The following is a 13,958-nucleotide window of genomic DNA, read 5'->3' as shown; positions in this document are numbered from 1 at the left end:
AGCGCTCTTGCCTTGGGCGACAGTCCGGCCCGTCGAAGCGCTCTTGGTGACATACGTGCCCGACCGGCCGGATTGGACAGACCGGACGAAAGGGGTCACTCGCTTGGCGGAAACCACTCCGTTCCGGGAGCTGATGCCATAGCTGCTGTTCATGTCCTGCTCCTCCCCACAGTTTGAAGTCTAGCGGCCCTCAACGACACGGGAAGCAAGCCCCGCCACCGCGGCGTAGATCATGACCACATCGGCGTCGCTCTTCTGCAAGGTGCCAGCGTCCGGCACGTCGTAGGTGAGCATGCCGTAGATGTCGGAGTTGACCACGATGGGGCAAGAAACGAAGGCCTTGTAGTCGGAGCCGGTGCCTTCCCAGCCTGCCGGCAGTTCATCCTCGTCGTCCACGTCGTTGCAAATAAGTGGCGGTCCGTTTCGGAGGAAGTCCCATACGGCCTCGCCGCGCGGCGTGTCCGGCTCGAAGTCGCGCGCCCGATCGTGCCGGCCCCTGCAGGTGGCCGGTGACAGCCTCCCATCCTCGTGCGGCACGTACAGCGTGGCACGGCCTCGTTCGTGATGAACGCGGAGCACCTTTAGCAGCTCGACGACGATCTGTTGCTGAGTCGGCAGGAGCTGGTGAGCCCGCGATGCAGGAGATTCGCGAACTAGGCGTGCGAGGACGTCGAGAAGCCCGCCAACACTGGCGCTCACTTCGTCGATGAGAGTGGTCTGGGTGCTGAGGCGCGCTTGGTACTCGCCCTCAAGCCACTCCCGTTCGACTCTCGCCTCCTCAGTCAATCGGTCTTGCTCGGCCTTCTCCCGTTTCTTCTCGGCGTCCTGGAGTTTATGGCGTACCGCGACGCACCAGATGCCAGCCAGGAACACCAGGGCGAGGCCTATCACCTGCCACGGGTGCTCGCCCGGCGCTTCGAGCTCGCCAAAGCCAAGCGTCGCCAGCGCCGGCAGCGCGACGGTGCCGACCTGCAGCCAGCGAATCTTGTTCATGCATTCAACTTACTGCGCTTCCAAAGCCGCACTCAGCCAAGCCGGTCCGTCAGGGTGCGCACGAGGACCAGCAACGCCTGCACCGAATCGCCGTCCTGCGACGTCTGGGCCCTGAGCGTCGGGACTGCCGCACGATCAGGTGACAGTTGGGGGGGGTGCCTCTATGGTTTTCGTCAAGCCGCCAGAGCGACTGACGACGGCACCGAAGGCGTGGTCGGGTCTTCGTACAGGGTGCCATCGCGCAGCATCGCGTAGAGCACGTCGGTGCGCCGCCGGGCCAGAGCGATCAGTGCCTGGTTATGGCGCTTGCCCTGGGCCCTCTTGCGGTCGTAGTACGCCCTCGAGGCCGGGTGATGCAAGGAGGCGAAGGCCGAGAGGAACAGGGCTCGCTTGAGGCGCTTGTTGCCTCCGCGGGGTGCGTGTTCACCACGGATCGAGGACCCGGATCGTCGGGTGACGGGAGCGATGCCGGCGTAGGAGGCCAGGTGCCCGGCATCGGCGAAGTCCTTGCCCACGACCTCGGTGAGAATCCGTGCAGCGGTCCTGACCCCTACCCCGGGCATCGAGATCAGGACCGGATGAAGAGGGTGGGCCTCCACCACAGCCTCCACCTGGATGGCCAGCCTTGCCCGCTGATGGATCAGCCCTGCCAGCTGCTCGGCCAGAATCGGCACCACGGTGACCGCAGCCTCAGTACCTGCCACGACCACGGTCTGCTGGGCCAGGGCTTCGAAGATCTCCTCCGTCAAGGAGCTGGCCAGTCGGGGCGCGTGCTTGCGCAGCCGGGCACGCACATGCCCGGGCCCAGCGGTCTTGAGCTTGCCCGGAGTCGGGTACCGGCCCAGCAGATCCGCTACCGCCGGGTGCGTGATCCTGGGCCCCAGCACCCGTTCCAGGGCGGGGTGGATCTGGGTGAGCAGCCCGCGCAGCCGGTTCGAGGCCGCGGTGATCTGCGCGGCGAGGTCATCGTCGGCCCCGGCGAGCATGGCCAGCTCGGCGATCTGCTCATCATCGACACGGATGGCTCGCAGGGTGTGGGGCATGGTCCGTGCGGCTTCGGCGATGATCGCGGCATCACGGGCATCAGTCTTGGTCGAGCCGGGGTGCAGGTCCGCGATCCGGCGCATGGCCAGTCCCGGCAGATACGCCACCTCAACACCGGCACATGACTGGGCCACGGCGACCGGAAGGGCACCGATCGTGGCCGGCTGATCGACGACAAGCAGCACGGGCCCATGGGTCTTCAAGAGTTCGTCGAGGATGGCTCGCAGGCGAGTCTCGTCGTTGGGCAGGGCCTTGTCGTAGACCGTCTCGCCGTTGCTGGTGAGGGCGACGGCGTGGTGATCGGACTTGCCGACGTCCAGGCCGATGTACACGGCCGGTGCTGGGGTGGTCATGGCGTTCCTCCTGGGCAGCTAGGCCATGGTCGTGCTGGCCAGCTCAGAGGTGATCACGCTCGGCATCCACGTTACAAAGGCCCTCCCGAAGAAGAGCTCCCGCCTCTATCAGCGATCTGTGATCACCAGACCGGTCCTCGGTGACAACACCCCCCGGATCATGAGTGCGACTGGGGGCAACGATCATGCCGAGGACCGGCTGGCCGGCACCTGCTCATCCTGATCGATCCAGGCGCCGCCGAAAAGGTAACGGGGCAGACGCGGGCGCGGCGGACAGGGGCGAGTGCTTTGAGGCTCGCCTGCAGCACCCGACGGCACGGGAGATCTGGGCGGACATCAGTGACCGGACGCTGTGCCTCTGAGGCCTCGTGCTGCGTTGATGCCCCGCATTATCAGATCAGTTCGCGCAGGGCCCTTCCCGCGCAGTCCAGCCATGAGGCCCATCCGTTCGTCGGACGCCCGCGGATGAGCGCAGCTGCGGAGCTGGGGTCCTCGAAGAGGTGATCTCGCACGAACTCCAGCTCGCGGCCCGTGCCTTGAAGCACTCCCATCTGTAGCAGTGCGATCCGGCGGTATCCGATTTCGACGGTGTGGGTGCCGTTGGGTTCGAGGTCCTCGAGGACAGTGCCGGCGTGGATGAGGATGCCTTGGGGGGAGGCTGTCGCTTGGGTGGTGTCGGGCAGGTCGCACAGGTGCAACAGCGGTGTGTGCGTGAGTTCGCGCTGGGCGGGTGAGCTGAGGAGGGGCAGGCCTGCCGCTTCAGTGAGAGCGGCGATGTCGTGCAGTTCGGAGGCATGGCGGGTGGACAGCGATAGACCCGGGGGCGGACTTGGTGATCCGCTGATTCGGAGTCTGCTCGCTCGTGCGGCTCGTTCGGCGATCTCGGTCGCCATGAGCTGGGCCTCGTGCGCCGCCCAGGTGCCACGCAGCGGGGAGGCGACCAGGACTCGGGCCCAGTCTGGCGAGCCAGCATCATGGCTGGCCAGGAGAGAAGAAGTGGGGTCGGTGGTGCTGAGGATGTGCACCTGTGCGGGCAGGACGACGCCTGCGGTGTCGTTGACGACGAGGCAGACGGCGCAGGCATCCAGGGCATTCGAGCGGGCCAGCCGTGCCGCGGCTATGCGATGGGCGTCGACGACGCTGACGTGACCGGCGCTGGTCCTCATGTGCCGGGCGTCGTGTGCGTCGGTGCGGATCGTGACCGTGTGCTCGAGATGATCTGCGCCCCAGGTGGTCAGCGGGTGCCCGGTGGTGGGGCCCTCTGGCTGTGTCATAGCTGCTGGGGGTCCAGGCCGATGGCCTCGAGATAGCGCACGGGTTTGGCGCCGCTGGCGAGCTGATGACGGGCGTCTTCGCGCAACGCCCAGACGTCGTGGTAGGCGGCCCGCACCTGGTGCTCCAGCGTGGCGCGCTGTGCTCGGCGCATCCGGGCCGCCTTGAGGATGAGGCCGATGATCACCGCAAGCGCCAGGGTGGGGATGGAGGCAACGACGAACGTGAAGGCGCCGCCGAGGGCTGCTGCTGCCGGTGTCTCCCCAGCGCTGAGGACTGCTCCGATGATGATGGCGATCAGTGCTGCCGGAACGAACCAGACGGCCAGTGGTATCAGCAGCCAGGTTTTCGTGGTGGGCAGGTTCGGTGGTGTCGGCTGCGGGGGTTCCTGGATCGTCGGTAGGGGCTGGCCGTTGAGGAGCTGTTGGCGGTCCTCAGCGGCGAGCTCCTCGGCCCACGACTCGACCTCGGCCCATTTGGTCTGGTCTTTGGCGAGGAGGGTGCCGCCGAGGGCGGCGCCGCCCAGGGTGCTCCAGGTCGCGGTGGTGAGTAGGTTCACGGGTCAGTCCTCGCATCGGTGCAGGTCGCAGGGGTGCATCTGCGCGAGTGAAGCACCCTGCACCAGAAAGTGCAAGGTCCTGCACTGCGCTTCTCGGGCACCCGGGTTTGCCTGTAAGGGTGCTACGCAAACCTGCCGATCGACCTGAGCCGAACATGAGTGCTCTGCGACGGGCTTTCACCGAGCTCCGGGCAGAAAGCGGCATGACCTACGACGAGCTCGCCGAAATCTCCGGACTGTCAAGGCGGACACTGCTCAACATCGGCGCTGGCACCTACCGCGGAGACCTGAGGACCTGGCTCATCCTGACCCGCGCCCTCGGCCTCTCCCTCGACAGCACGCTGAGCCCGGTCTGGGGCAGCGACGATCCGAGAAAGGAGCCCGGGGCGCAAGATGGCCGCAGGGGGCTGTAGGCCCTGGCATAGCCTGCCGTCATGCCTGCATCACCGAATTCTGGCCACCATCCCAAGCATGTCCTCGATTCAGCTCTCCACGGTGTGCAGGGGCGCTCCGAGTGGTCAGGGTTGAGGTGGTACGACCGGGCGCGCATGAGTTTCCCTCTGCGCAGCCTCTCGTTCTCCTTGGCCGCAGCAGTGGCGGTTACTCGTGCACTCGGCGAAGAAATCGCCCGCCTCGAGGACGAAGCACCTCAGGAGCCGCGGCGGCGCTACGCCTACACGGTCTTGGCCCGGCGTCTGGGTCTCACGTACTCGGCCTTGGAGCGCACCGTGCTGGGGGAGCGGTGGCCGACCCTTTCGGACATCCAGCGGATTCTGGTTGAGCCGCGCTGCGGCGAAGCGCTGCGTCGACAGTGGCGCGGTATCGACGCGGGCCTGCCACTCCAGCCCGAGAATGTTGCCCTCGGTGACGGGTCCGCCGATTCCTGGGGAACGATGGGTCACATGACACCCGCGGTTCAGGAGCTCGAGCGTTCAGCTCAGGAGCTCATCCGGCAGCTCAGCCAGCTACAGATGCTCCACAGGCAAGAGGGTCGCAGCGTTGGGTTCACTGCCGACTGGTTGGCGGTCGCCCGTCAGCTGGATGCCCCAGCGCGACCATCGGCCCCGTTGCCTCGTTGGTCGCTATCCGACCAGTTGCGCCACGCTGGCTGCCCTTCTTTGGCGCAGATCGTCCGAGATTGTCTGACTGGCAATGCGCCGGCTAGACCATCCACGATTCATCGACATGTCGTGCAGGTGGTCGATGACTACGGGAAACGGCGAGGACAGTCGTTCCCGTTTCCGACGCGCCATCAGGTGACTGACGTGCTGGCATACCTCAAACGTCGTGGCGAGGTCGAGGCCGACGACCGCGGGTTCTACGTCCTGACAACCCAGGAAAGGTGATGGGTAACAGCTGATGAAAACGCGCCGCATGGCGCGTAGGCAAGACGAAACCCCCACAAGCGCCGTTGAGAACGTCTGCAGGGGCCTCGGAAGTGCTGGTAACACCTCCAAGGATAATGCTCGTTCTCGGTGGTGGCAAGGGGGCGCGTGGTCTGCGCGTACCCAAATTCTTCCCATAGACCGTCGCAGAGTTTCCTCGCGACCGGTCGCCATGAGTCCTCAACCCCATGCAGATCTGCGCGGGTGGTGGGGGTGGTGAGGCCGATCCGAGTCGCCGGCGGCGTCGCGGGCACTGCCGAGGAAGTCCTTGAGGCGTATGCGCCGGATCCTGAGCTGATCTCCTCGGGCGAGTGGGCTCATGTACGGGGTATCGCGATCGCTGCGACCAGGGCGGCCGGGTATGAGGCGCCGTCGTCGGCCCGGCAGGCGCTGCGGTACGCCGCGCGCATGCTCGTGTGGGCCTATCGCCTCGGCCAGCCGCTGGACCCTGAGGCCGTGTTCACCCAGGACAATGTGAAGTCGTTCCTCACCGCCGAGGGTGCGGGCTGGTCGGAGGCCGGCCGCGCTACGGCGGCGTCCTACTTGCATCGGCTGGCCTGGCATGCCACGACCAAGGCGCCCTGGCACGGGCTGCCCACCCCGGTGGGGCGGGCGCGTCCGATCGCCCCGCCGTATACAGCCCGAGAGATCGCCAGCTACTGGGCCGCAGCCGAGGTCCAGGCGACCGAGGCGCGGACCCGGGTCTTCACCGCGATGTTGACCCTCGGACTCGGGGCTGGGGTGAAAGCCGGGGAGCTCCTGCACGTCACGGCTGCAGATGTCCTGGTCCACCCCCAGGACTCCCGCCTCTGGGTCGTCGTGCTCAGTGATCGGACGGTGCCGGTATTGATCGAGTACGTGCCGGCACTGGCACGTCTGACGGAGAAGTACCCGGAGGGCCCGCTGATCGGTCCGCACAACACGCACGCCCGGGACCCTGTGGGCAAGCTGCGTTCGAGCCTGGAGATCCCGTCTTACCTGCCTCCGTTGCGGCAGGCCCAGCTGCGGACCACGTGGATGGTGCAGCTGCTGTCCATGGATGTGAGGATCACGGAGTTCATGACGATCGCGGGGCTGTCCAGCGGTTCGGTGCTCGAGAAGTTGTTGCCCTACGTCGCGGACCGTGACGATCAAGACCGGTACCTGCTGGCAGGAGCCGGCCTGTCCCCACGGGGTGGCCCGCGTGCCTCGTAAACAGCGGCAGCTGGCGGACAGTGTGGCCAACGAGGTCGTCAACCGCGCGGTGACCACGATGCAAGCGCCGCTCGTGGAAGAGCTCCAGCAGCGGATGACGGCCTCAACAGGCCGCCGTCGTACACACTCCTGGCGCACGCTGTTGACCGTGATGCTCATCGACGCCCTCGAGCGGCCAGGGGAGCTGCACTGCACTCGGGCCTGCGACGTCGCCCATCGCCTCAGCCCTAGTCAGCGGGCCAGGGTCGGGCTCAGCCAGCGGCTGACATACCGGCAACTCACCGGCGCGGTGGAATCACTCGGCCGCGCCGCAACCGAAACGGCTGACCCGGTTACAGGTGAACTGCGCTCGAGTGTGCCCCTGAGTGATCTGCTCACGAGCCTCGTCCGAGCGCCGATCCCTGACGACCTCCTCGGTAGCAGAAACGTCGCAATCGACGCCACCGATTTGGAGTCGCACTACAGCCCCCACGGACGCAATAACACCAAAAGGGGCGTCCCCAAGCCGCAAGGGAGAGCAACCGCGAAAGATCCGTCGTCGAAGCCCCCGAGGCGACGTAAGGGCGGAGACCTGCCCATCCTTGGGGCTGATGGAAGAACGCAGCACACCGTCGACCCTGATGCCAGGGAAGGCTACCGGGCGGGCAAGAACCTGAAGCCGAAGGAAACGTTCTTCGGATACAACCTGCATATCGCCGTCGGTGTCCCGCCAGAAGGGGAACGCGCCCAGGCAGCTTTGGCCCAGGGGCTGGTGATCTGCCCGGCAGGTGCCGACAGCGACCGGGCCGGACTCCTGGTCATTGATGCCCTCACACGACAAGGTGCTGCCGTGGACCGGATTTGCGTAGACCGTGGGTACTCATATCGCCTGGCAATGGGTTGGGCAAGGGAACTGCAGCGTCGGGGTATTGACCAGACCATCGACTTGCATCGCACCCAACGGACCACCCATCCCGGCCCAGTCCCAGGCACGATCTTCGTTGACGGGCACCTTTTCATCGATTCCCTTCCCCGATCCATGCGCGATCCAGGGGGCTTTCCGCAGATGCAGACCGTCGAGGATCGACTGAAGCGCATCGCCGAATACGACAATCGAATTCCTTACGCGTTCTCAAGGCTGGGTCGTCCCGATCGGGAACGAGGGACTCAGCGGTACCGCGGCCCGGCCGTGACGGGGAAAGTGCGATGCCCGAACAATCCGGCCTCAATGCGACTGGATCCCGCGTCGAGACCCACGACGAACTGCGCGGGTCGGGAATGCTACTGCTCGCGCACCATCAATCTTGGTCCCGATGATTTTCTGCGGGAACGACAGGACCATCTCTATGGCACCACGAAATGGGCCAAGGATTACGGTCGACGCAATCACGTCGAATCCCTCAACGCCAGCCTCAAAACTCACCATGGCGGCCTGCGACGGGGCGGAATCCGGGTGCAAACCCTTCAGCGGACTGGGCTACTGGCAGCACTGGTCCTGGCGGCCACCAACGTCAGGATCCTCACCGAGGCCTACGGCCGTGGCATCAGCGCCCCCGCTCCACCCAACACAACAGACCCACAGCCCCAAGCTGCTGGTCGTGCCGGTCGAACACCACGCCGACCCCGGACCCCCAAACGCGGCACCGGGCCACACCGGGCGAAGGACCCACCGCCTCGGACGCCGACTGACACGACGGACTGGTTGCCAGCCACCAAGGCCCACAAGCGCTGAGACCACCTGGCAATAGCCCCTGCCCGGAAACCCCGGGCAGGGGCATTCTCATGGCCAAAATCACGTGCGAGTGAAGATCTGGCGGGCCTCGGCAACCGCGACTGGCGTGCGGGCGGGTGTCAGGCGGGCTCGGAATCACAGAACTCCCGATCAGAGACATCTGATCGGGAGTTCTGTGAACTGGAGGCACACACTTAAGTGAACCTCCCGCGGTGCGCGAGGGGGGAGTTGAACCCCCACGCCCTCTCGGGCACACGGACCTGAACCGTGCGCGTCTGCCTATTCCGCCACTCGCGCTCGTTGTTACACGCGGCATTCGCCGGTGAGCAACGTCGAAAAGAATACCTGACGCGTGCGACGTTTGGCGAATCGCGGCGTCGTCGAACTCTCGGTAGGGGCGACGGCGCTGTGGCGCCTCAGATGCTCACCGTGAGTCCCGCCCACGTGACGCCGGCGCAGAACAGTCCGGCGAGCGCGTAGAGCGTCACCGGGACCAGCAGGGCGATCTCCCGGGCGGACCCCGCGTTGCCGAGCACGGGGAAGCGCACGAACGAGCGGCCCTTGTAGAACGTGGTGGGCAGCGGCAGGGACGTGCGCAGGGGCCACAACAGGTGGATCCCCTGGGTCGTGAGCAGGTCCCCCAGCATGTGCACGGCGCACCCGAGACCCACGGCCGCCACGAACCAGCGCGGGTCCTGCGGGGGATTCGCCGCGACGAACGCCCCCAGCAGGATGCCCACGATCCAGTTGGCGTGGGAGAGCCGGTCCGGGATGAACGCCAGGACCTTCACCGCGCACGCGATGAGCAGCACGGACAGTACCGCAGCCAGGGGCCACACCTGTCCTGGTAACGACGCCGCGGCGTCCGGGATCTCTCCCGCCTGTCCTCCCGTCCCGGGCCAGGAGAAGGAGTTCCAGCGCAGGGCGTCCCCCACGGGGACGGACGCGCGCTGGGACAACAGCGAGAGGACGATGATCAGGAGCAACCCCACGAGCGAGTGCGTGGCCCTGCGGTGACCCCCGGAGAGTTTGCCGACCGCCCGGGCCACCCATGTGGACAGCGGTGGGAGGGATCGGGCGACCGTGCCCCCGGGGTGGTCGAGATCCGGGAGCAGGGCGGCACCGGCGCAGATCAGTGCGCCGGTGATGACGCCGGGGTCGCCCACGGGCATCACCCCCAGACCCACCGGGAGGGAGACGTCGGCGAGATGCACGGTGTAGGTGCCGGTCAACGCCACCCACGCGGCTGCACCGCACGCGGCATGGCTGGGGCCCATCATCGGGGGAACCTGGGCATGGTGGTGGTCCTCTCAAGACCTCGGGGAAGAAGCAGACCCCAGGGTAGGAACCCGTTCCGACCTGCATAAGCGGCCGCGGAGGACGCCTCGGCGACTTGCTCGGATCCGCACTGTGCGCGGCAGTCGATCACCGCGCGTCCGTGCCCCGCGTCATCCGTTCACGACGGTCGGCGCACCGCGGCCCAGCCACCCGCGCGGGGCCATGCCCTGCCCTGCCTTGCCCTGCCGAACCAGCGTGCGTGGAACCGCGCACCGCCAGTCACCCCATCAAGGTGGGAACTCAGTCCAGGGACTTGGGGTTCCACGGGAGCTGTTGATCGCACCCCGGGGTAAGCCAGGCCTTGATGAAGCCGCCCGTCTGGTGCAGGTACTGCATGAGCAGGCTCTTGCCCGTGATGTGGAAGTCCACGGCGGACATGCGCAGCTCACCGGGATAGCAGCGGGAGAGGATGAGCCGCGATCGGGGCACGTGCTGGGTGAAGGTCACGGCGGTCACGGTGTCCCACCCGCGTTCTTCTGCGAGCTTCTGCAGTTCCATGGCTTCGCCCTGGGTCGTGGACGGATCCGGTTTGAAGCAGATCACCTCCACGCCCTCCCGGGGCGCGCAGAACGGGCGGGTCGAGTAGTACTCCTGCATCTGCGGTGGTTCGTACGGCTGGGGGTCCGGTGCGGAGATCACCAGGGTGTCGGCCACGTGCTGGTTGAACACGAGGTCCTCGGCGTAGGCCATGCGGGACGTGTCCGGTGGTCCGAGCACGAACACCGCGTCCGATCGTTTCGGCGGATCCACACGGGGGTTGTCCAGCACCGCGTGGCACACCGCGAGCCACAGCACCACGAGGATCGTCAGGACGATCAACACCAGCAGGGGCCACCGCCGCTTCTTGGCGAGGGTCTGCCCGGGGGCCGCGTGTGCCACGGATGTCCTTCCGATGTGGGGCTTTACAGGAATGCCGCGGATATCATCTCATCCAGCGGAACCCCTCCCGAGGCTTCTGCATCTCGCACCGGTAAACACCCAGCAAGGAGTCAGCGCATGCGCTCGAACGACCACCTCGAACGCTCAGTGACCTGCCAGGTTCCCCTGCGGTGGGGGGACATGGACCCGTACGGCCACGTGAACAACGTGGAGGTCATCCGTGTGCTCGAGGAAGCCCGCATCGCGGCGTTCGGCGTCCCCGTGGGCACGGGCGAACAGGTCCTCCCCGCCGAGATCCCCTTGTTCTCGGTGCTCCCGGAGGGCACCCAGGCGCTCATCGCCGAGCACCGGGTCAAGTACCTGCGCCCCCTCGAGTACCGCAACGTCCCCGTGGACGTGCGCGTTTGGGTGGTCTCCGCCCGGGCCGCCACCCTGGTCCTGGGTTTCGAGATCCTCGACTCCGCCGACGGCGCTCCCTGCGTCCGCGCCCAGACCCAGCTCGCGTTCTACCTCCCGAGCACGCGCACGGTGGTGCGCCTCACCCCGGATCAGCGCGAGCTGCTGGAACCGTACGTCGCGCCGTCGCCGTTCTGACCCGCGCCCACCCGCGCACGGCGACGACGCCGCGCTGCCGCACCCCCTCAGCCGCCCCGCCCGAGGGGCCATGACATCTGTGCTGCGGAAAGACGCGAACCCGGCCTGAAATGGGGCGTATCGCAGCACAGATGTTCGTGGCCGGTCTCGGCACATAGAGGGGGCGGTGCGGGTCCGCGGCGGCAGGGCCCCGGCCGGCGACGTCGCTCAGGCGGCGAGCTTCACCGGGGTCCGCAAGCGCAGCTGCGCGCGGGTGCGCAGGATGTGCCCGCTTTCCGGCAGGACCCGCCACGTCCACCACAGCACGGCGTGGGAATCCGGGTCCGCGTGGCACGTGGCGGCGGTGACCGCCGCGGGGTCCTCGGTGTCCTGAACGCACACCGCCAGGGGCGCCGCATCCAGGGTGTCGTGCAGGCGCGCGAGTTCCCGCTGCAGACCGCGGGGGGAGTGCTCGGTGACCGTGCAGCCCACTTCCACGTGTGAGGCGAACGGCGTGGGGTGGGCGATGCTGCACAGCGTGGGCAGTTGCGCCGCGGAGTCCTCGAACAGCCCTACTGTCTCGACCCACTGCTCCCCGGCGTGGGTGATCACGCATTGGTGGTGCCCGGAACCCACACGCAGTTCCACGACCGTGTGCTCGTCCACTCGTAGTGAGCGCCCGGCCGGTGCGTCCAGCACGCCCAGGTCCGTGCGGTACCCGAACTGTTCCGGGCGGCACACGACATGCCCGTGCAACGGGGTGAGCCAGCGATGCTCCATAGCCTTGTTCTCCCTCTTCGGCCACGCGGCAGCCCGCCGCATCGGCTTTACAGAAGAAAATATCCACGGAGTAGGGGCGCAAGCAAGCACCGGAAGGTCACCGTTTGATGACGACGCATACATGCCACCCGGGCTCACACGGACACGGTGCGTGCCGGAACGGCCGCGGTGAGAGGGTTTGGATCAGGGCAGCGGACGGCCCCGCGCCGCCGTCCACAGTGCGTACCAGTCCTCGTGGGTCAGGAGCTCGGCGGCCCGCGGCGCCTGCGCGCACGCGGCGATCCGCTGCGGGTTGAGCGTCCCCACCACCGGGCGGATACCGTACGGGTGGCGCAGCAGCCAGCCCACCACCACGGCCTCGCGGGACACACCCATGCGCTGGGCGAGCCGTTCCACGAGGGCGCTCGTCCGCTGGACGGGGTCTTCGTCCTCGCCGGACTCGACAGCGGGCGCGGACGCAGCTCCGGACACGGGCGCTGGTGCACCCGAATAGATCCCGCCGGCCATGGCACCCCATGCCTGCAGTTCGATCTCGTCCGCGATGCACTGGGCGAGCAGCCCACCGGGGAAGGACACCCCGGTCCCCTCCGGGTGGTTGGCGAGCACCTGGGACTCCACGAAATCGCGGTGGGCCAGGCTCATCTGGATCTGCACCGCGGTCACCGGCACGCTCAACAGTTGCTGGAACGCGGCCACGTGATGCGGCGTCATGTTGGACAGCCCCACGGAACCGATCAGCCCCTCACGGTGCAGTTCGTCCAGGGCCCGCGCGGTCTCGCCCAGGGGCGTGAGCGGATCCGGGCGGTGCAGGAACAACCGCTCCACGTGGTCCACGCCGAGCCGCTGCAGGGACCCCTCCAGGGAGGACCGCACCGAGTCCCGGTCGAGTCGGTAGTGGACGGGTGAACCCTGGGGCCCGGTGTTACCCGGCAGCTTGATCCCGCACTTGGTCTGGATCCGCACCGCGCGCCGCAGCAGGGCGTCCTCGGCCAGGATGCGACCGAACAGGGTCTCCGAATCCCCACCGATATAGATGTCCGCGTGGTCGAAGAGCTCGAAGCCGGCCCGGTGCGCGGCGTACACGGCCTCGCGAGCGACGTCGTACTGGGATGCCGGGACGGACTCCTGACCCCAGGTGCCACCCAGGGCCATGCACCCGTAGATCAGGGGAGTGCTCACGGGCGCCCGCCCTGCTGCTCGGCGCCGCGGCGCAAGCGGGCGGCCTCGGCGAACGCGGCGGCGGCCTCGTCGAGTTTGCCCGTGCTCTCGTAGACCGTGCCGAGCTCGGTGAAGCAGTCGGAGCGGTCGCGCAGGGAATCGGGGACCTCCTCGTAGAAGTCCACGGCGCGGTTGTACGCGGTCACGGCCTGGGCATTGCGCTGGGTCTCGCGGTAGACCCGTGCGAGGTTGCTGTAGCAGTCGGCCTGATCGCGGGGTTCGTGGGGAGCGTCCAGGTACTGGCCCAGGGCGTCCAACAACTGGGTCTCGGCCGCGCGCAGTTCGCCTGTCTCCACCAGCAGGGACCCCAGGATCAGGTGCGCGCGGGCCTTGTGCTTGCCACTGCCCGGGAGCTGGGAGAAGTACTCGAGCGCGGTGCGGTATTCCGCCACGGCTTTGCTGGTGCGCTCCATGACCACGTAGATGTGGCCCAGGTTGTAGTGGCACGCGGCGAGTTCCTTGGCGGTGTCGCCGGATTCGTGGAACAGCTCGATGGCCTGCCGGTACGCGGTCTCCGCGAGGGCGTGCTCACCGCGGTCCTCGGCGTCCAGGGCACGCGTGAAATAACCGTTGCCGTCATCCGAGTAACTCATCAGATCAACCTCCCGGGACCCAGTAAGAATCTAAGGATGCTACATGGTGGGCCGATTCGGAACCCG

General features: G+C 67.2%; 14 protein-coding genes and 1 tRNA gene. 5 read left to right on the top strand and 10 right to left on the bottom strand.

Annotation, left to right across the window (positions count from 1 at the left end; translation table 11 throughout):
- Positions 1-180 precede the first annotated feature (180 nt).
- From AS25_RS10340 to AS25_RS10320, 4 genes are all read right to left on the bottom strand, one after another.
- A complete protein-coding gene (locus AS25_RS10340) occupies positions 181-993 on the bottom strand; it encodes a GAF domain-containing protein (protein ID WP_035964899.1) in 813 nt (270 codons plus the stop codon).
- Between the two features lie 173 nt (positions 994-1,166).
- The gene (locus AS25_RS10335; RefSeq protein ID WP_035964897.1) at positions 1,167-2,390 is read right to left on the bottom strand and encodes an IS110 family RNA-guided transposase; all 1,224 of its coding nucleotides are present in this window, start codon (positions 2,388-2,390) and stop codon (positions 1,167-1,169) included.
- A gap of 392 nt (positions 2,391-2,782) precedes the next feature.
- The gene (locus tag AS25_RS10325) at positions 2,783-3,664 is read right to left on the bottom strand and encodes a DUF4357 domain-containing protein (protein ID WP_035964893.1); all 882 of its coding nucleotides are present in this window, start codon (positions 3,662-3,664) and stop codon (positions 2,783-2,785) included.
- Positions 3,661-4,221: a hypothetical protein gene (locus tag AS25_RS10320; protein WP_035964892.1), complete on the bottom strand. Its 561-nt coding sequence runs from the start codon at positions 4,219-4,221 to the stop codon at positions 3,661-3,663. The genes AS25_RS10325 and AS25_RS10320 overlap by 4 nt, the downstream gene beginning before the upstream one ends.
- 155 nt (positions 4,222-4,376) lie before the next feature.
- Here AS25_RS10320 and AS25_RS10315 point away from each other — a divergent pair, with 155 nt between their 5' ends.
- From AS25_RS10315 to AS25_RS14685, 4 genes are all read left to right on the top strand, one after another.
- Positions 4,377-4,634, top strand: coding sequence for a helix-turn-helix transcriptional regulator (locus tag AS25_RS10315; protein ID WP_035964891.1), 258 nt, complete (start codon positions 4,377-4,379; stop codon positions 4,632-4,634).
- 135 nt (positions 4,635-4,769) lie between these two features.
- A complete protein-coding gene (locus AS25_RS10310) occupies positions 4,770-5,567 on the top strand; it encodes a hypothetical protein (RefSeq protein ID WP_145001091.1) in 798 nt (265 codons plus the stop codon).
- A gap of 255 nt (positions 5,568-5,822) precedes the next feature.
- Positions 5,823-6,800 carry a site-specific integrase gene (locus AS25_RS13865; protein WP_156960953.1) on the top strand — a complete coding sequence of 326 codons (978 nt, stop codon included), beginning with the start codon at positions 5,823-5,825 and terminating at the stop codon, positions 6,798-6,800.
- Entirely contained in the window at positions 6,730-8,511 is a 1,782-nt protein-coding gene (locus AS25_RS14685; protein ID WP_156960952.1) for a hypothetical protein, read from the top strand. The genes AS25_RS13865 and AS25_RS14685 overlap by 71 nt, the downstream gene beginning before the upstream one ends.
- 213 nt (positions 8,512-8,724) lie before the next feature.
- Here the strand turns inward: AS25_RS14685 and AS25_RS10300 are convergent.
- The 3 genes from AS25_RS10300 to AS25_RS10290 all read right to left on the bottom strand — a co-directional run bounded on the left by AS25_RS10300 (position 8,725) and on the right by AS25_RS10290 (position 10,728).
- Positions 8,725-8,808, bottom strand: a tRNA-Leu gene (locus AS25_RS10300).
- A 119-nt stretch (positions 8,809-8,927) separates the two neighbouring features.
- A complete protein-coding gene (locus AS25_RS10295) occupies positions 8,928-9,791 on the bottom strand; it encodes a metal-dependent hydrolase (protein ID WP_035964889.1) in 864 nt (287 codons plus the stop codon).
- A gap of 298 nt (positions 9,792-10,089) precedes the next feature.
- Complete coding sequence (locus AS25_RS10290; RefSeq protein WP_253270554.1) at positions 10,090-10,728, bottom strand: YdcF family protein; 639 nt, start codon at positions 10,726-10,728, stop codon at positions 10,090-10,092.
- A 117-nt stretch (positions 10,729-10,845) separates the two neighbouring features.
- Between AS25_RS10290 and AS25_RS10285 the strand changes: the two genes are divergently transcribed.
- Positions 10,846-11,322 (top strand): acyl-CoA thioesterase, encoded by a 477-nt coding sequence (locus AS25_RS10285; RefSeq protein WP_035964886.1) that lies wholly within the window; start codon positions 10,846-10,848, stop codon positions 11,320-11,322.
- A 207-nt stretch (positions 11,323-11,529) separates the two neighbouring features.
- On the opposite strand, the gene AS25_RS10280 is transcribed toward AS25_RS10285, so the two are convergent.
- From AS25_RS10280 to AS25_RS10270, 3 genes are all read right to left on the bottom strand, one after another.
- Positions 11,530-12,081 carry a DUF2617 family protein gene (locus tag AS25_RS10280; RefSeq protein ID WP_035964883.1) on the bottom strand — a complete coding sequence of 184 codons (552 nt, stop codon included), beginning with the start codon at positions 12,079-12,081 and terminating at the stop codon, positions 11,530-11,532.
- Between the two features lie 183 nt (positions 12,082-12,264).
- Positions 12,265-13,260: an aldo/keto reductase gene (locus tag AS25_RS10275; protein WP_052160896.1), complete on the bottom strand. Its 996-nt coding sequence runs from the start codon at positions 13,258-13,260 to the stop codon at positions 12,265-12,267.
- Positions 13,257-13,892, bottom strand: a complete 636-nt coding sequence (locus AS25_RS10270; RefSeq protein WP_035964882.1) for a tetratricopeptide repeat protein — start codon at positions 13,890-13,892, stop codon at positions 13,257-13,259. Before AS25_RS10270 ends, AS25_RS10275 begins: the two co-directional genes overlap by 4 nt.
- Between the last annotated feature and the right edge of the window lie 66 nt (positions 13,893-13,958).

The organism is Kocuria marina (assembly GCF_000786655.1).
Taxonomy (GTDB): Bacteria; Actinomycetota; Actinomycetes; order Actinomycetales; family Micrococcaceae; genus Kocuria; species Kocuria marina_A.
Note: the sequence above shows the minus strand (reverse complement) of the source record. Positions and strands in the feature narration are given on the sequence as shown.